Origin of the sequence: Diaminobutyricimonas aerilata (genome assembly GCF_002797715.1) — a bacterium.
GTDB lineage: Bacteria > Actinomycetota > Actinomycetes > Actinomycetales > Microbacteriaceae > Diaminobutyricimonas > Diaminobutyricimonas aerilata.
Genome location: NZ_PGFF01000001.1, coordinates 589,934 through 607,442, shown reverse-complemented (window position 1 = coordinate 607,442; position 17,509 = coordinate 589,934). Strand labels below are relative to the sequence as shown.

General features: G+C 69.1%; 13 protein-coding genes. All 13 read right to left on the bottom strand.

Features of this window, described 5'->3' with window-relative positions; genetic code table 11:
• Positions 1-61: 61 nt before the first annotated feature.
• The 13 genes from CLV46_RS03035 to mmsA (CLV46_RS02975) all read right to left on the bottom strand — a co-directional run bounded on the left by CLV46_RS03035 (position 62) and on the right by mmsA (CLV46_RS02975) (position 17,374).
• On the bottom strand, positions 62-1,033 hold the full coding sequence (locus CLV46_RS03035; protein ID WP_100363416.1) for an ABC transporter substrate-binding protein: 972 nt from the start codon (positions 1,031-1,033) through the stop codon (positions 62-64).
• Between the two features lie 346 nt (positions 1,034-1,379).
• Positions 1,380-2,357 (bottom strand): acetylxylan esterase, encoded by a 978-nt coding sequence (locus tag CLV46_RS03030; protein WP_100363415.1) that lies wholly within the window; start codon positions 2,355-2,357, stop codon positions 1,380-1,382.
• Between the two features lie 486 nt (positions 2,358-2,843).
• On the bottom strand, positions 2,844-4,031 hold the full coding sequence (gene mmsB / locus CLV46_RS03025) for a multiple monosaccharide ABC transporter permease (RefSeq protein WP_100363414.1): 1,188 nt from the start codon (positions 4,029-4,031) through the stop codon (positions 2,844-2,846).
• Positions 4,031-5,566, bottom strand: a complete 1,536-nt coding sequence (gene mmsA / locus CLV46_RS03020) for a multiple monosaccharide ABC transporter ATP-binding protein (RefSeq protein WP_100363413.1) — start codon at positions 5,564-5,566, stop codon at positions 4,031-4,033. Before mmsA (CLV46_RS03020) ends, mmsB (CLV46_RS03025) begins: the two co-directional genes overlap by 1 nt.
• A gap of 83 nt (positions 5,567-5,649) precedes the next feature.
• Positions 5,650-6,780 (bottom strand): multiple monosaccharide ABC transporter substrate-binding protein, encoded by a 1,131-nt coding sequence (chvE, locus tag CLV46_RS03015; RefSeq protein WP_100363412.1) that lies wholly within the window; start codon positions 6,778-6,780, stop codon positions 5,650-5,652.
• Between the two features lie 75 nt (positions 6,781-6,855).
• On the bottom strand, positions 6,856-8,373 hold the full coding sequence (gene araA, locus CLV46_RS03010) for an L-arabinose isomerase (RefSeq protein WP_100363411.1): 1,518 nt from the start codon (positions 8,371-8,373) through the stop codon (positions 6,856-6,858).
• Positions 8,370-9,110: an L-ribulose-5-phosphate 4-epimerase gene (locus CLV46_RS03005; protein ID WP_100363410.1), complete on the bottom strand. Its 741-nt coding sequence runs from the start codon at positions 9,108-9,110 to the stop codon at positions 8,370-8,372. Before CLV46_RS03005 ends, araA begins: the two co-directional genes overlap by 4 nt.
• A complete protein-coding gene (gene araB, locus CLV46_RS03000; RefSeq protein ID WP_100365858.1) occupies positions 9,107-10,801 on the bottom strand; it encodes a ribulokinase in 1,695 nt (564 codons plus the stop codon). The genes CLV46_RS03005 and araB overlap by 4 nt, the downstream gene beginning before the upstream one ends.
• Positions 10,802-11,676: 875 nt before the next feature.
• Complete coding sequence (locus CLV46_RS02995) at positions 11,677-12,684, bottom strand: LacI family DNA-binding transcriptional regulator (RefSeq protein WP_245866457.1); 1,008 nt, start codon at positions 12,682-12,684, stop codon at positions 11,677-11,679.
• 96 nt (positions 12,685-12,780) lie between these two features.
• Positions 12,781-13,245 (bottom strand): pyridoxamine 5'-phosphate oxidase family protein, encoded by a 465-nt coding sequence (locus CLV46_RS02990; protein ID WP_100363408.1) that lies wholly within the window; start codon positions 13,243-13,245, stop codon positions 12,781-12,783.
• Between the two features lie 117 nt (positions 13,246-13,362).
• Positions 13,363-14,460 carry a substrate-binding domain-containing protein gene (locus CLV46_RS02985; RefSeq protein WP_100365857.1) on the bottom strand — a complete coding sequence of 366 codons (1,098 nt, stop codon included), beginning with the start codon at positions 14,458-14,460 and terminating at the stop codon, positions 13,363-13,365.
• 47 nt (positions 14,461-14,507) lie between these two features.
• Positions 14,508-15,827 (bottom strand): multiple monosaccharide ABC transporter permease, encoded by a 1,320-nt coding sequence (gene mmsB / locus CLV46_RS02980; protein WP_100363407.1) that lies wholly within the window; start codon positions 15,825-15,827, stop codon positions 14,508-14,510.
• A complete protein-coding gene (gene mmsA / locus CLV46_RS02975; protein ID WP_100365856.1) occupies positions 15,824-17,374 on the bottom strand; it encodes a multiple monosaccharide ABC transporter ATP-binding protein in 1,551 nt (516 codons plus the stop codon). The genes mmsB (CLV46_RS02980) and mmsA (CLV46_RS02975) overlap by 4 nt, the downstream gene beginning before the upstream one ends.
• Between the last annotated feature and the right edge of the window lie 135 nt (positions 17,375-17,509).

Genomic DNA, 17,509 nt, shown 5'->3' with positions numbered 1-17,509 from the left:
CGTCATTGAGTGCGGATGGGCGCGGGTGCGCTCCCCGGAGGGAACGCACCCGCGAGCGGGATCAGTATTGCCGGTCGGGCAGGGCCTCGACGGCCTGCTCCTGGGTGAAGGTGGTCTCCTCGGTCACGATGCGCTTCTCGACCTCTTCGCCGGCGACGACCTTGCGGACGATGTCGACGAGCTGCTCACCGAGCAGGGGCGAGCACTCCACGATGAAGTTGATCTTGCCGTCGGCGAGTGCCTGCATGCCGTCCTTGACCGCATCCACCGTGACGATCTTGATGTCCTGACCGGGCACCAGACCGGCGGCCTCGATGGCCTCGATCGCCCCGAGCCCCATGTCGTCGTTGTGGGCGTAGACCAGGTCGACGTCGGGGTTCGACTTCAGCAGCGCCTCCATGACCTGCTTGCCGCCGGAACGGGTGAAGTCACCGGTCTGCGACGCGACGATCTCGAACTTCGGGTCGGCGCCGATCACGTCGGCGAAACCCTCGGCGCGGTCGTTCGCCGGGGCCGCTCCGGTCGTGCCCTCGAGCTGCACGATCTTCACGCTGTCGGCGTCGGCGAACTCCTGCACGACCCATTCGCCGGCCTTCTTGCCCTCTTCGATGAAGTCGGAGCCGAGGAAGCTGACGTAGAGCGAGTCGTCCTTCGAGTCGACCGCACGGTCGGTGAGCACGACGGGGATACCGGCGTCTTTCGCCTCCTTGAGCACGGTGTCCCAACCCGACTCGACGACGGGCGAGAACGCGATCACGTCGACCTGCTGCTGGATGTAGCTGCGGATCGCCTTGATCTGGTTCTCCTGCTTCTGCTGCGCGTCGGAGAACTTGAGTTCGATCCCCGCCTCCTCGAAGGCGCCTTGGATCGACTTGGTGTTGGCCGTGCGCCAGCCGCTCTCGGCGCCCACCTGGGCGAAGCCGACGACGATGTCGTCGTCACCTCCCGCACCGGGACCGGCGTCTCCCCCGGCGCAACCGGCCAGGGCGACGAGCAGAGCTCCAGCTGCCGCGATCGGCGCGAATCTCTTCATGGACCAAACCTCCTTGTTCAGTACGTTCCCGGGGCGAGCCACTCGGGCAGCCAGTCCGTCCTGGCCCTCGAATGTTAGCGCTCACAACCACGCGCCCCGCAATGCTCCCGTGGTCACGGTTGCATAACGGCACACGGCTGCTCGGGCGGGAGCAACCGCGGTCTCCCGAGCACGAGCGGGCTCGCGCGGCCGATGTGAGGGCTCACATCGGCCCACCGGTGAGTTGCGGACTTCCGCCGGAATCCCGGCCCGCATAGCCGCAGAAGTCCGCAACTCACCGGTCGACCCGGCGTCCGGCAGGGCCCGCGAGCGTCAGAGGCGCCGCGCGGCTCTGCAGCGCCGAGCGTCAGAGGCGCCCGAGCAGCTCCCGCAGCCAGGCGAACTTCACGAGCTGGTGGTGCTCGGCGCCGCCCTCGTGGTCGTTGAACTCGTACACCTCGATGCGCTTGTCGTCGCCGGCGTACCGGTTGAACGCGGCGAACACCGTCGACGGGGCGCACGTCTCATCCATGAGCGCCGTCGAGAAGAGGGCGGGGGCGGTCGCCCAGCCGACGAGGGTCGCACAGTCGAAGTACGAGAGGGTGCGACGCACCGTCGCGACCTGGTCGCGGTACCGCGAGAGGTAGCGCACGATCTCGTTGTACGGGTCGCGACCGGTCAGCCCGATGGCCCGGTCGAAGTGGCTGAGGAACGGCACGTCCGACATCACGCCGGCGACATCCGGAACGAGCGATGCCGCGACGAGCGCGAGCGCGCCGCCCTGGCTGCCGCCGGTCACCACGACGCGCTCGGGATCGATCAGCGGTACCGAGCGGGCCGCGTCGACGGCGCGCGCCGCGTCGGTGTACAGCCGCCGGTAGTAGTAGCTGCTCGGATCCGAGATGCCGCGCGTCATGAGTCCCGGCACCCCGGGGGTGCCGAGCTCGCCGCTGTCGTCGGGGGTGTCGCCGGCGGCCCACCAGCCGTGGCCGCGGGTGTCCATGATGAGGTGCGCGTACCCGGCGAGCGCGTACGTCACGTTCTGGTGGGCGAGTCCACGTGCCCCGCCGTACCCGATGTACTCGACCACCCCGGGAAGCGCCGTGTCGGTGCCCGCCGGCACGTGCAGCCAGCCCTTCACGCGCGTGCCGCCGAACCCGGTGAAGGTCACGTCGTAGGTGTCGACGAGCGTGAGCGCCGTCTCCACCCGCTCGAACCGCGCGTCGATGGGGAGCGCCCGGGCCTGCCCGAGAGTGTCGCGCCAGAACGACTCGAGGTCATCCGGTGCCGCGATGTCCGGACGGTAGTCGCGCAGCTGCTCGAGCGGCATGTCGAAGAACCCCATCCCGCCATTCTGGCGAACGGATGCCCGCCGCCGCGCATCCGCGTCACCCCGCGTCGCGCATCCGGCCCCGCTGGCCGCTGTCGGTCGGCGGCGCAGCGCCCGCTGGCCGGCGTCGGTCTGTTTTCCGTCAGTAGACGCCCTTACGACCGCCGGATGAGGGCGACTACTGACGGGAAACCGACCTGCCGCCGGCGCCGCGCTGCGCCCACTGGGCCGCGTCGGGCCGGTTTGCCGTCCCGAAGTGCGGGTGCGGGCGCCCGCCACCCGCAGAATGCGACGGGATCGCCGCCGCCCGCCCGCGCCGCGCCCGCCACCCCGCGCCGCGCCCGCGTCACCCCGCGCCCGCAGCCCCGGTTTCCCGTCAGTAGGCGCCCTTACGACCGCCGGATGGGGGCATCTACTGACGGGAAACCGACTTGCCGACGGCGCCGGAACGCCGAGGGCCCCGGCCGCTGATGCGACCGGGGCCCGACGGATGAGCGACCGCTACTTGCTCGCGGTGGCCGCGCGACGCTTGTTGAACACGTCGAACGCGACGGCGAGCAGCAGCACGAGGCCCTTGATGAACGACTGCACGTCGGTTCCGAGGCCGAGCAGCGACATGCCGTTGTTGAGCACGCCCATGATCAGACCACCGATCATGGCGCCGGTCACGGTGCCGATGCCGCCGGTGACCGCCGCGCCACCGATGAAGGCCGCGGCGATCGCGTCGAGCTCGAATCCGTTGCCCGCACCCGGCAGCGCCGAGTTGCTGCGCGCGGTGAACGCGATACCCGCGATGGCGCTCAGCACGCCCATGTTGACGAAGAGCCAGAAGTCGACCCGCTTCGTGTTGACGCCCGACAGCTGCGCCGCGTTGAGGTTGCCGCCGCGCGCGTAGATATGGCGGCCGAACACGCTGCGGTTCATCACGACCGTGTACACGAACACGAGCACGGCCAGGATGATGAGCACGATCGGCGTGCCGCGGTATCCGGCGAGCAGATACGTGACGCCGAGCACGAGCACCGCGATGAACGAGATCTTCGTGACGAACCACGCGAACGGCTCGTCTTCGAGGTTGAGCTTCACCCGGGCGCGACGCTCGCGCAGCTGCTGCAGCACGAGGAACACGGTCGCGAAGACGCCGATCGCGACGGTGACCCACTCCAGGTACGACTCGCCGTTCGACGGGTCGGGCAGGTATCCGGCGCCGACCGCGACGTACTCGTCGGGGAACGGCGTGATCGGACGGTTCTGCAGCACCATCTGGGCGAGCCCGCGGAAGGTGAGCATGCCCGCGAGCGTCACGATGAACGCGGGGATCCCGACGTACGCGACCCAGAAGCCCTGCCACGCGCCGACGAGACCACCGACCACGATGGCGCCGAGGATGCCGGCCCACCAGGGCCAGCCCCACGTGACGATGAAGACACCGGATATGGCGCCGACGAGGGCGACGACCGAACCGACCGACAGGTCGATGTGGCCGGCGATGATGATCATGACCATGCCGATCGCGAGGATCAGGATGTAGCTGTTCTGCACGACGATGCTCGTGACGTTGCGCGACTGCAGCAGCGCACCGTCGGTGAGGATCTGGAACAGCACGACGATCAGCACGAGGGCGATGAAGATGCCGATCTGCCTCAGTCGGCTGGTGAGGAAGCCGACGGCCTCGGTGAGGGCGGGCATTACGCGTTCTCCTTCTCTTGCGTCATGTAGGTCATGAGGATCTCGGGGTTGGCCTCGGCGATCGGGATGTCCGCCGTGATGCGGCCCTCCGAGAGGGTGTAGATCCGATCGCAGATGCCGAGCAGCTCGGGCAGTTCGGACGAGATGACGAGGATCGCCTTCCCCTGCGCCGCGAGCTGATTGATGATCGTGTAGATCTCGTACTTCGCGCCCACGTCGATCCCGCGGGTGGGCTCATCGAGGATGAGCACCTCCGGATCCGTGAACATCCACTTCGACAGCACGACCTTCTGCTGGTTGCCGCCGGAGAGCTTGCCGGTGATCGACCCGACCGACGGGGCCTTGATGTTCATCGACTTGCGGTAGTCGTTCGCGACGAGGAACTCGCGGTTCGCGTCGACCCAGCCGCCCTTCGCGAGCTTGCGCAGCCCGGCCCCGGAGACGTTGCGCTTGATGTCGTCGATGAGGTTGAGTCCGTACCGCTTGCGATCCTCCGTCGCGTAGGCGATGCCGTTCGCGATCGCCTCGCCGACGGTGCGGGTGCGCACCTCCTTGCCGTGCACGAAGACGCGGCCCGAGATGTTGGCGCCGTACGAACGGCCGAAGACGCTCATCGCGAGCTCGGTGCGTCCGGCACCCATGAGCCCGGCGATGCCGACGACCTCGCCGGCACGCACGCTGAGCGACGCGTTGTCGACGACGACGCGGCTGTGCTCGAGCGGGTGGTGCACGGTCCAGTCCTCGATGCGCAGCACCTCCTCGCCGATCTTCGGGGTGCGCTCCGGGTAGCGATGTTCGAGGTCGCGGCCGACCATGCCGCGGATGATGCGGTCCTCGCTGATCTCGTCGTGGGCGAGGTCGAGGGTCTCGATGGTGCGTCCGTCGCGGATGATCGTGACCTTGTCGGCCACGGCCCGGATCTCGTTGAGCTTGTGACTGATGATGATCGAGGTGATGCCGCGTTCCTTGAGCTGGCCGATGAGGCCGAGCAGGTGCGCGGAGTCCTCGTCGTTCAGGGCGGCCGTCGGCTCGTCGAGGATGAGCAGCTTCACGTCCTTCGACAGCGCCTTCGCGATCTCGACGAGCTGCTGCTTGCCCACCCCGATGTCGGTGATCTTGGTGATCGGGTTGTCTTTGAGCCCCACCTGCGTGAGCAGCTTGACCGCTTCGAGGTTGGTGGCGTTCCAGTCGATGAGGCCGTTCTTGCGGCGCTCGTTGCCGAGGAAGATGTTCTCGGCGATCGAGAGGTAGGGGCTGAGGGCCAGCTCCTGGTGGATGATGACGATGCCGCTGCGTTCACTGTCGCGGATGTTCGCGAACTGCACCGTCTCGCCCTCGAAGACGATGTCGCCGTCGTAGCTGCCGTGCGGGTAGACGCCCGACAGCACCTTCATGAGGGTGGACTTGCCTGCGCCGTTCTCGCCGCAGATCGCGTGCACCTCGCCGCGTTCGACCTCCAAGGTCACGTCCTGCAGCGCCTTCACGCCGGGGAACGTCTTGGTGATGCCGCGCATCTCGAGGATGTGGCCTGCCATGGGCGTGCCTTTCTGGAGCTCGGGTGTGGGGTGGGGGCGGCCGGCGGGAGCTCGCGCTCCCGCCGGCCGGAGTGGAGCGGGGATTACTCCCCGGACTCGACTTCCTCCTGGGTGTAGTAGCCGCTGTCGACCACTTCCTCGATGAGGTTGTCCTTCGTGATGATCACCGATTCGTGCAGGAACGCCGGCACGATCTTCTCGCCGTTGTCGTACGTCTCGGTGTCGTTGACCTCGGGCTCCTCGCCGTTCAGCAGGGCGTCGACGAACTCGGCGGCGGTGTCGCCGAGCAGTCGCGTGTCCTTGAAGATGGTCGAGTACTGCTCGCCCTCGAGGATGAGGCGGTCGGAGGCCTTCTCGGCATCCTGACCCGTGATGATCGGCAGCTCGTCGGCCGAGTAGCCGTTGCCCTTCAGCGCGTTGATGATGCCGCGCGAGAGACCGTCGTACGGCGCGAGGACGCCGTCGAGCTGCTCGCCGCCGCCGTAGGCGAGGCCGAGCAGGTTCTCCATGCGGGCCTGCGCGCCCTCGAGCTTCCACTGCTGGATGGCGACCTGCTCGAAGGCGGTCTGACCCGAGCCGACCGTGATCTGGCCGGAGTCGATGAAGGGCTGGATGACCGACATGGCGCCGTCGAAGAAGAAGCGGGCGTTGTTGTCGTCGGGGCTTCCGGCGAACAGCTCGATCGTCTTCGGGGTGGTGTCGCCGGTCGGCTCGCCGCTCTCGTCCACGAGACCGAGGCCGGTGAGGAGCGACGTGCCCTGCTGCACGCCGACCTCGAAGTTGTCGAACGTGACGTAGTAGTCCACGTTCGGCGACCCGTTGATGAGGCGGTCGTAGGCGATGACCTTGACGTCGTCCTCGGCGGCGGTCTCGAGCACCTGCGTCAGCGCGGTGCCGTCGATCGACGCGATGATGAGCGCCTTCGCGCCCTTGTTGAGCATGGCCTCGATCTGCGAGATCTGGTCTTCGACCTTGTCGTCCGCGTACTGCAGGTCGACCTTGTAGCCGAGATCCTCGAGCTTCGCCTTGACGTTGTCGCCGTCGTCGATCCAGCGCTCGGAGGTCTGGGTGGGCATCGCGACGCCGATGAGGGCGCCTTCGTTCGATCCCTCTGCGGCCTCTCCGCCGCCGCCACGTCCGCCGGAGCAGCCGGCGAGAGCGAAGGCCAGAGCACCCGTGGCAGCGATGCCGGCGAGGAGCTTCCTCTTCTTCACTGTGGTTCCTTTCGTGATTCCTCTTGGTGGTGCGATCCGTCGGGGGACGGATCCTTTCCGGCGGTTGCCGGCAAGTCAGAGCCCCTGCGCGAGCCGGTAGTACGCCGCGTTCCAGCGCACCTCCTTGGCGAACTCGCGCAGGGTCGTCGTCTCGTCGATGACGAGCAGTTCGGTGCGGGCGATCTCGGCGAAGTCGCGGAACACGTCGACACCGATCTGCGTGCTCATCACCGTGTGATGGGCGGCACCCGCGGTGAGCCACGCGGCGGCGGAGGTCGCGAAGTCGGGTGCGGGCTTCCAGACCGCGTGCCCGACGGGGAGCTTCGGCATGGGCTCCGGCAGCGCGACGTTCTCGACGACGTTGGCGACGAGGCGGAATCGGTCGCGCATGTCGCTCATCGCGACGACGACGGCCGGACCGGCGTCGGCGGTGAAGACCAGACGAACCGGGTCCTCCTTGCCTCCGATGCCGAGCGGATGCACTTCGAGGCGCGCCCGCTCGCTCGAGAGGGCGGGGTTCACCTCGAGCATGTGGGCACCGAGGATGAGCTCGTTGCCGGGCTCGAGGTGGTAGGTGTAGTCCTCCATGAGGCTCGCCCCACCGGGCAGACCGGCGCCCATGACCGCGGCGGCGCGCACGAGGATGGCGGTCTTCCAGTCGCCCTCGGCGCCGAAGCCGTAGCCGTCGGCCATGAGGCGCTGCACGGCGAGTCCGGGCAGCTGACGGAGGGCGCCGAGGTCTTCGAAGCTCGTCGTGAACGCCGAGAAGTCGCCCGCCGTGAGGAACGAGCGCAGTCCGAGCTCGATGCGCGCGCCGTAGCGCAGCGACTCGTGCCGGTCGGCACCGGGCAGCAGCTCGGGTGCGACGTCGTAGGAGTCGAGGTAGACGCCGACCAACTCGTCGATGTCGGCATCCGTGGTCGCGTGCACCGCATCCGCGAGCTCGTTCACGCCCCACGTGTTGACCTGCACGCCGAAGCGCAGCTCGGCCTCGGTCTTGTCACCCTCGGTGACGGCGACGTAGCGCATGTTGTCGCCGAACCGTGCGAGCTTGAGCGCGTGCGTGGCCGCCCAGCCGGCGGCGGCGCGGCTCCAGGTGCCGATGCGGGCGGTGACGGCGGGGTTCGAGACGTGGCCGACGACCGTCGTGCGGGCGACGCCGAGGCGGGCCTGGATGTAGCCGAACTCGCGGTCGCCGTGCGCGGCCTGGTTGAGGTTCATGAAGTCGAAGTCGATCTCGCCCCACGGCAGGTCGACGTTCGCCTGGGTGTGCAGGTGCAGCAGGGGCTTGCGCAGCGCATCCAGTCCGCCGATCCACATCTTCGCCGGGCTGAAGGTGTGCATCCAGGCGATGACGCCGATCACGTTGTCGGCTGCGTTGACCTCGAGGGCGAGGCGGCGGATCGAGTCCGCATCCTTGAGCACCGGCTTCCAGACGACCGTGACAGGGATGTCCGTGGTGTGCTGCAGTCCGCGCACGACCTCCTGCGACTGCTCGGCGACCTGGCGCAGCGTCTCCTCGCCGTAGAGGTTCTGGCTGCCGGTGACGAACCAGACCTCGTAGCGCTTGAGGTCGGGGACGATGCTGGTCACTGTCGGTCTCCTTCGTCGGTTCCGGATGCGCCGAGGGCGCCTTGCGGGGTCTGCCCGTACACGTTCTGGTAGCGGTCGAAGAGCCGGTCGATGCTCTCCGGGGGAATGGGGATCGGCTCGCCGAGCTGGCGGGAGATGTGCACGGTGCGTGCGGAGTCCTCCGCCATGACCGCGGCCTTCACCGCATCCTTCGCATCCTTGCCGATCGTGAACACCCCGTGGTTCTGCATGAGCACGGCGCGCGAGCGGTGACCGGTGAGGGTCGCGACGATGCCGCGGCCGATCGAGTCGTCGCCGATGATCGCGAACGGTCCGACCGGGATCTCGCCGCCGAACTCGTCGGCTTGCCCGGTGATGACGCACGGCACGGCCTCGCCGCGCGCGGCCCACGCCGTGGCGTAGGTGGAGTGGGTGTGCACGACGCCGCCGACGTCCGGCATGTTCCGATACACGTAGGCGTGCGCGGCGGTGTCGCTCGACGGGCTGCGGTCGCTGCCGGGAGTGCCCGGGATGACGTTGCCGTCGAGGTCGCAGAGGATCTGGTTCTCCGGCGTCAGGTCGTCGTAGCCGACGCCCGACGGCTTGATGACGAACAGGTCCGCACCGGGCACCCGGCCGGAGATGTTGCCGCCGGTCCAGACGACGAGGTTGTAGCGCACGAGTTCGGCGTGCAGGCGCGCGACGTCCGCACGTACGCGGTCGATCGCCTCCTGCACCTCGGGGGTGAAGTCGCTCACGCGAGGGCCTCCCTCTTGATGCGCTTGAGTTCGCGCATGACCGGGTGGCCGCCACGGCCGAAGTGGTCGTGCAGCTGCAGGTAGTGCGAGTACAGCTCGTCGTACGCGTCGGACGCGGCCTCGTCGGGCGTGTACTTCGCCCGCTCGACGCGACCCATCGCCTGTCCGGCCTCGCGCACATCCGCATAGGCGCCGGCGGCGACGGCCGCGTGGATGGCGGAGCCGAGCGCGGGGCCCTGCTCGCTCCCGATGACCGAGATCGGCATCCGCAACACGTTGCTGTAGGTCTGCATGAGGAACGGGTTGCGGATGAGGCCGCCGGCGGCGACGAACTCGGTCACCGGCACGCCGGCCTCCGCGAACGCCTCGACGATGCGGCGCGTGCCGAACGCGGTGGCCTCGAGCAGCGCGCGGTAGACCTCTTCGGCGCGCGTGGTGAGGGTCGCGCCGACGAGCAGTCCGGAGAGCTGGTGGTCGACGAGCACGGAGCGGTTGCCGCTGTGCCAGTCGAGCGCGATGAGTCCGTGGCCGCCGACCGGCTGGTCCTGCGACAGCTCGGTGAGCAGCTCGTGCACGCTCATGCCGCGCTCGGCGGCCTGCTCGGCGTAGCGGGCGGGCACCTGGTTCTTGACGTACCAGGCGAAGATGTCGCCGACACCGGACTGGCCGGCCTCGTATCCGTAGAGGCCCTTCACGATGCCGCCGTCGACGACGCCGCACATGCCCTGCACGTCGACGCGCGACTCGGCGTTCATCACGTGGCAGGTCGAGGTGCCCATGATCGCGACCATCTGCCCAGGGTCGACCGACTGCGCGGCGGGTGCGGTGACGTGCGCGTCGACGTTGCCGACGGCGACCGCGATGCCTTCCGGCAGTCCCGTCCACTCGGCGGCCTGGGCGGTGAGGGTGCCGGCGGCGTCGCCGAGCTGCCCGATCTCGTGGGCGACCTTGTCGATCGCGAAGCGGGAGAAGTCGGGGTTGAGTGCGCCGAGGAACTCCTCGCTCGGGTACTCGCCGTCCTGCAGGATCGCCTTGTAGCCGGCGGTGCAGGCGTTGCGCACGTAGCGGCCGCTCAGCTGCCAGACGATCCAGTCGGCCGCTTCGACCCAGTGGTCCATCCGCTCGTAGACCTCGGGTGCCTCTTCGAGCACCTGCAGGCCCTTCGCGAACTCCCACTCGCTCGAGATGAATCCGCCGTAGCGGGGCAGCCACGACTCCCCGCGCTCGGCCGCGAGGGTGTTGATGCGCTCGGACTGGCCGGATGCGGCGTGGTGCTTCCACAGCTTCACGTAGGCGTGCGGGTTCTCACGGAACTCGTCGAGCTCGCACAGCGGCGTGCCGTCCTCGAGCACCGGCAGCGGGGTGGATGCGGTGAAGTCCGTCCCGACACCGATCACGTCGGCCGGGTCGATGCCGGCGGCGCGGACCGCCTCGGGCACGGCGGTCTTGAGCACCTCGATGTAATCGGCCGGCACCTGCAGCGCCCACTCCGGGGGCAGCTTGCGTCCGGTCGCCGGCAGGGCGTCCTCGATGACCGCGTGCGGGTACTCGTGCACGGCGCTCGCGAGCTCCGCCCCATCCGACACCCGCACGACGAGGGCACGACCCGACAGGGTGCCGTAGTCGATGCCGATCACGTACTTCTCACCGTCGGAGCTTCCCGCTCCGACCCGCCGCGCGGCTTCAGCCACCCCGACCTCCTCGTCGACCACTCCGACTCCTTCGTCGCTCTCCGGCTCGCGCCGCGTCCGCGATGTTCACGTTCACATCAGTGCCGGACCATTGTGCCTGCTCGGCGCCGTTTCACCCAATCCGTCCACCATCCGGGCGTTGCGGGTGCCGCCGCACACCGGTGTGCGGCACGCCGGAGCGCGCCCGGGTCATCCTGCTCCCCGAGCCGCATCCGTGTCACCGCTTCTCCCCAACACTCGGGCGATCGTGACCTCTCGGGGCGGTCGGGCGCCCACCGCCGACCGGCAGCGACAGCGGATCCGGAAGCCGCCACGCCGGAGAACAGCACGGCCGCACGGCGCGCCGCCGCGGTCATCCGCTCTCACTGCAGCGGACGGCGGCGGCCGGCTCGCTCTCCCCGCCAGAAGGGGCCGACCGCCGGCGGGGAACAGCGGCATCGGGGCGGTCGGGCGGTTGCCGTCGACCGGCAACGACCGGCAGCAAGAGCGGATCGGAGAGCCGCCACGCCGGGCAACAGCACCTCCGCACGGCGCGCCGCCGCGATCATCCGCTCTCGCTGCACGGATGGCGGCGGCCGACTCACTTCCCGCCAGAAGGGGTCGGCCGCCAGCGGGAGACAGCGGCACCCGGCCGCTCGGGCGGTTGCCGTCGACCGGCAGCGACCGACAGCGAGAGCGGATGGCAGAGCCGCCACGCCGGGGGACAGCACCGCCGCACGGCGCGTCGCCGCGATCCTCCGCTCTCGCTGCACGGATGGCGGCGCACCAGACCGCCGCGCTCCGGATGGCGGCGCACCAGACCGGCGCGCTCCGGACGACGGCGCACCGGACCGCGCGCGCAGCGGCCGCCGCCGCCGCCCCCCAGAGGGTGCCGCTCAGGCGGGCGGGGCGGTGGAGGCGCGTTCGACGAAGCGGGCGGGCACCGGGGCGTGCACGGCCTCGCGGTCGCCCGAGAGCTCGGCGAGCAGCACGTCGATCGCGCGGCGGCCGAGTTCGGCGAAGTCCTGCCGCACGGTCGTCAGCGGCGGCAGGAAGTGCGCGGCCTCCGGGATGTCGTCGAACCCGACGACGCTGACGTCGCCGGGCACACTGAGTCCGGCCGCCGTGACGGCGTGCACGAACCCGAGCGCCATCTGGTCGTTCGCGCAGAACACCGCCGTCGCCGGCCGGCGGCGCGCGAACTGCTCCCCCGCGGCGTACCCGGCTCCGGGCATCCAGTCGCCCAGCAGCACCGGGAGCGGCTCGAGCCCGGCCTCGCGCAGCACGTCGGTGTACGCCTGACGCCGCGCGCGGGCGTCGCCCCATTCCGGCGGACCGCCGAGGTGCAGGATGCGCGAGTGTCCGAGCTCGACGAGGTGGCGGGTCGCCAACAGCGCGCCTTCGTACTGGTCGACGTAGAGCGCGTCGTGGTCGTCGTCGTCGAGCGAGTCGAGGGTGACCATGGGCACGGGCACCGCGGTTCCCGCGAGCGCGTCACGGATGGACCGCTGGGAGGCGATCACGACGAGCGCCTCGACGGACTGCCCGAGCAGGAACTCGAGCCCGGCCCGCACGGATTCGTCGTCGCCCGTGCTGCTCGTGACGAGCGCGCGGTATCCGGCGCTGCGTGCCGCGACCTCGAGCGCGTGCAGCGCGGTCGCCGGTCCGTACTGCGCCGACGACTCGCTCAACACGCCGATCGTGCGCGACCGGCTCGTGACGAGGGCGCGCGCCGCCTGGTTCGGGCGGTAGCCGAGCTCGTCGATCGCGGCGAGCACCCGGGCACGCGTGTCGGGGCGGATGCCGGCGAAGCCGTTCAGCACCCGCGACACGGTCTGGTGCGACACCCCGGCGCGCGCGGCGACGTCGTGCATGTTCGGCCGCCGCCGCACCTCGATCGTCACCCCGCGCGTCCTTCCGCTGTGACTGCCCATTATGGGCCGCTGCGGATGCGGTGCGTCACGGCAGCGGATGCGCACTGGGCGCGGGGGCGGCCTCCGTCAGGGAAGCGGGATCCTCTCGTCGTGGTCGTCGAGCACGAACGCCTCGCGGACGACGGCGCGGTACAGCCGATGTCGCGCCGGTGCCCGCAGCTTCTCCGCATCCCATTCGCCGAGCCCCCGCTCGACGGACCGGGCGTTGTAGACCGCGAGCGCATCGGCGAACACCGCCTCATCGACGAGGGCGGCGTGGGCGGTGACGTAGAGCGCGCTCCCCGCCCCCGGCGCGGCCGAGGAGTCGAAGACGACGAGCGACACCCGCGGGTTCTCGGCGATGTTGCGGGAGTGGCGCGCCCCCGGTTTCGACGCCCACACGAACTCGTCGAGCCCGCGCGCCGCGAACCAGACGGGAGACGCCCACGGCGCACCGTCGGACCCCGCGGTGGCGAGGGTGAGGAAGGAGTTTTCGGTCACGAGAGCGAGCGCGAGAGTCGACGGATCGAGGGCGGCGTCATCCGGCGTCATCCGCCCAACCTAGGAGCACTCCGGGCGCCCCGCCACCCCTCGGTCGAGGCAAAGAACGGACGCCCCGGCCGTGCGGCCGGGGCGTCCGTCATGCTGCTGCCCGGAGGCAGCGCGGGCTTACTTGGTGAGCGCGGAGAGCGTGTCGTTGTCGGCGTACGCGTCGGCGGCGTTCTCCTTGGTGACGACCACCGGGTCGAGCAGGAACGACGGCACGACCTTCACGCCGTTGTCGTACGTCTCGGTGTCGTTGACCTCGGGCTCGTCGCCGGCCTGCAGGGTCTTGACCATGTCGATGGCCGCCTGCACGAGGGCGCGGGTGTCCTTGTAGATGGTCATGTACTGCTCACCGGCGACGATCGACTTGACCGACTCGACCTCGGAGTCCTGACCGGTCACGACGGGCAGCGGCTTGCCGGCGGCGCGGGTCGACTCGATGATCGCGCGGGCGAGGGTGTCGTTCGGCGAGAGCACACCGTGCAGCTCGGTGCCGGTGTAGTTGCCGGCGAGGACGGTGTCCATGCGGCTCTGCGCGTTCTGCGCGAGCCAGCCCTGGGTCACGACCTGCTCGAAGCCGGTCTGGCCCGACACGACATTGAGGGTGCCGTCGTCGATCTTCGGCTGGAGCACCTCCATGGCGCCGTCGAAGAACACCTTGGCGTTGTTGTCGTCGGGAGAACCGGCGAACAGCTCGATGTTGTAAGTGTCGGCGTCCGGGTACTTCTCGGCGAGACCGTCGAGGAGCGCCTGGCCCTGCAGCTGGCCGACCTTGAAGTTGTCGAACGCGAGGTAGTAGTCGACGGCCTCGGTGTTCGTGATCAGACGGTCGTAGGCGATGACGACGGCGCCGGACTGCTTGGCCTGCTCGACCTGAGCGGAGAGCTGGGCGCTGTCCTTCGCGCCGATGATGATGACCTTCGCGCCGTTGGTGACCATCGAGCTGATCTGGTTCTGCTGCTCGGGCACGGTGTTGTTGGCCGGCGCGTACTGCACGTCCGCCTTGAACCCGGCCTCTTCGAGGCCCTCCGTGAACAGGTCGCCCGCGAGCACCCAGTTCTCCGAGGTCTTGTCGGGCAGCGCGACGCCGATCGAGGAGTCAGCGGCGAAACCCTCTTCGGTTCCGCCGGAGGTTCCCTCGTCGGTGCGCGACGAGCATCCGCCGAGCGCCAGTGCTGCGGTGGCGGCGACGGCGACCGTCGCCAATGCGATCTTTCGCATGTGCATCTCTTTCTTGTGTGGTTGGGGTTGGTGGTGCGAGGAGAAGATCAAGCGTTCGGGGTGGTGGCACCCGAGGTCGCGGTGGGCGCCGGGGGCTGCGGTCCGGCCGGCGTCTCGCTCGAGCGCGAGCGCTGCAGGCGGCCGATGATCGACGGGCGGCCCTGGCTCTTGCTCAGCACGTCGATGGCGACGGCGAGCAGCAGCACGAGTCCCTTCGTGATCTGCACGACGTCGGCACCCGCGGAGAGCAGCTGCAGGCCGTTGTTGAGCACCGCGATGACGAGACCGCCGATGATCGACCCGACGATCGTGCCGATGCCGCCGGCGACGGCGGCGCCGCCGATGAACACCGCGGCGATCGCGTCGAGCTCCCAGCCCGTGCCGTCGCCGGGGCCGGAGGCCACCGAACGGGCGATCCAGAGCATCCCGGCGAGCGCCGCGATGACGGACATGTTCGCCATGACGAAGAAGTTGACGCGACGGATCTTGACGCCGGAGAGCTCGGCCGCACGCCAGTTGCCGCCGACCGCGTAGATGTGGCGGCCGATCGTGGTGCTGTTGGTGAGGAACGAGTAGCCGAGCACGAGCACGGCGAGGATGATGCCCGCGATCGGGTAGCTCGTGCCGACACGGCCACCGGCGAAGAGCAGGGTCGCGAAGACCACGACGGCGAGCAGCAGCACGACCTTGGTGACGCTGACCCACAGCGGAGCCTTGTCCGCCGCCATGCGGGTCTGGGTGCGACGCAGTCGCCACTCCTGCCAGACGATCGCGGCCGCAACGAGCAGACCGAGCAGCAGCGTGAGGTTGTTGTAGCCGGTGTTCGGGCCGACCTCCGGCAGGAAGCCGCCGCCGATGAAGGTGAAGTCACGCGGCACCGCGACGGCCGTCGAGTCGCCGATCGCCTGGTTCGCTCCGCGGAAGAGGAGCATGCCGGCGAGCGTCACGATGAACGCGGGGATGCCGACGTAGGCGACCCAGAACCCCTGCCACGCTCCGACGAGCGCGCCGAGCACGAGTCCGAGGATGATCGCGAGCGGCCAGGCGATCCCCCATTCGGTCATCGCCTTCGCGACGACGATGCCGACGAAGGCCGCGACCGATCCGACCGACAGGTCGATGTGGCCGGCGATGATCACCATCACCATGCCGATCGCGAGCACGAGCACGTAGGCGTTGCCGTTGACGAGGTTGATCAGGTTGCCCGGCTCGAGCGTCTTGCCGCCGGTGAGGATCTGGAAGAGCACGATGATCGCGACGAGGGCGCCGAGGATGCCGAACTGGCGTCCCGACGACTGGGAGCCGCCGAACATCTTGCGGAGGTCGCGGATGCCTCCGGACTTGGTCTTCGCGGTGGTGTCGCTCATCGCTGGGTGACCTTCTTCTGGTTGCTCGTCATGCTGCGCATGAGGGATTCGGGGTCGGCCTGGGAGGCCGGGATGTCGGCGGTGATGGCGCCTTCGAAGATCGTGTAGATGCGATCGGAGATGCCGAGCAGTTCGGGCAGCTCGGAGGAGATGACGATGACGCCCTTCCCCTGGGCGGCGAGCTGCTGGATGATGCCGTAGATCTCGAACTTGGCGCCCACGTCGATGCCGCGCGTCGGCTCGTCGAGGATGAGCAGGTCGGGGTCGGTGAACATCCACTTCGCCAGCACGACCTTCTGCTGGTTGCCGCCGGAGAGCTTGCCCACCCCCTCGTCGACCGTGGGGGTCTTGATGCGCAGGCTCTTGCGGTACTCCTCGGAGGCGATGCGCTCCTTGAAGTCGTTGACGACACCGCCGCGCGAGATCTTGCCGAGCTTCGCGGAGACGATCGACCGCTTGATGTCGTCGAGCAGGTTGAGTCCGAGCACCTTGCGGTCCTCGCTCACGTAGGCGAGACCGTGGTCGATCGCGTCGGAGACGCTGCGGAGCTCGATCTCCTTGCCGTCCTTGATGATCGTGCCCGACTCGTAGATGCCGTAGGAACGGCCGAAGAGGCTCATCGCGAGCTCGGTGCGACCGGCGCCCATCAGACCGGCGAGACCGACGATCTCGCCGCGCCGCACCACGAGGCTCTCGTTCTTGCACACGAGCCGTTCGGGCACCTGCGGGTGCCGCACGGTCCAGTTGCGCACCTCGAAGAACACCTCGCCGATCTCGGGGGTGTGGTCGGGGAACCGGCTCTGCAGGCTGCGGCCGACCATGCCGCGGATGATGCGGTCCTCGTCGACACCGTCGGCTTTCACGTCGAGGGTCTCGATGCTCTTGCCGTCGCGCAGGATCGTGATCGAGTCGGCGATCTGCTCGATCTCGTTGAGCTTGTGGCTGATGATGATCGAGCTGATCCCCTTGCCCTTGAGGCCGAGGATGAGGTCGAGCAGGTGCTGCGAGTCGCTCTCGTTGAGGGCGGCGGTCGGCTCGTCGAGGATGAGCAGCTTGACCGACTTGTGCAGGGCCTTCGCGATCTCGACGAGCTGCTGCTTGCCGACGCCGAGGTGCTTGATCTGGGTGTCGGGGTCGTCGCGGAGGCCGACGCGGGCGAGCAGTTCGACCGCCCGGCTCTTCGCCGCCTGCCAGTCGATCACGCCGAATCGCCGCGGCTCGTTGCCGAGGAAGATGTTCTCGGTGATCGAGAGCTCGGGGATGAGCGCGAGCTCTTGGTGGATGATGACGATGCCCTCGGCCTCGCTCGAGCGGATGTCGCGGAACCGGACCTCCTGGCCCTGGTAGACGATCTCGCCGGTGTAGCTGCCGTAGGGGTATACGCCCGACAGCACCTTCATGAGCGTGGACTTGCCGGCGCCGTTCTCGCCGCAGATGGCGTGGATCTCTCCCGCGGCGACCTTGAGCGACACGTTCGAGAGCGCCTTGACGCCCGGGAACTCTTTCGTGATCGAACGCATCTCGAGGATGGTCGGTTCAGCGGGCATCCGGGTCACCCCCGTTGCGATGCACGGTCGGCCCAGTCGTGGTTCGCACCGTTTCCTCCTGCGTTCGACGCCGATGTCGGCCGGATGCGCGATCCGCATCCCGTTCCATGTGACCGGTCACATGATGGAGCAACG

Excerpts from the sequence above, each read along its gene's own strand:
- mmsB (WP_100363407.1), bottom strand. The coding sequence starts at position 15,827 with ATGAGCGACACCACCGCGAAGACCAAGTCCGGAGGCATCCGCGACCTC.
- CLV46_RS02990 (WP_100363408.1), bottom strand. The coding sequence starts at position 13,245 with ATGACGCCGGATGACGCCGCCCTCGATCCGTCGACTCTCGCGCTCGCT.
- mmsA (WP_100363413.1), bottom strand. The coding sequence starts at position 5,566 with ATGGCAGGCCACATCCTCGAGATGCGCGGCATCACCAAGACGTTCCCC.
- mmsB (WP_100363414.1), bottom strand. The coding sequence starts at position 4,031 with ATGCCCGCCCTCACCGAGGCCGTCGGCTTCCTCACCAGCCGACTGAGG.
- CLV46_RS03035 (WP_100363416.1), bottom strand. The coding sequence starts at position 1,033 with ATGAAGAGATTCGCGCCGATCGCGGCAGCTGGAGCTCTGCTCGTCGCC.
- CLV46_RS03030 (WP_100363415.1), bottom strand. The coding sequence starts at position 2,357 with ATGGGGTTCTTCGACATGCCGCTCGAGCAGCTGCGCGACTACCGTCCG.
- CLV46_RS02985 (WP_100365857.1), bottom strand. The coding sequence starts at position 14,460 with ATGCGAAAGATCGCATTGGCGACGGTCGCCGTCGCCGCCACCGCAGCA.
- mmsA (WP_100365856.1), bottom strand. The coding sequence starts at position 17,374 with ATGCCCGCTGAACCGACCATCCTCGAGATGCGTTCGATCACGAAAGAG.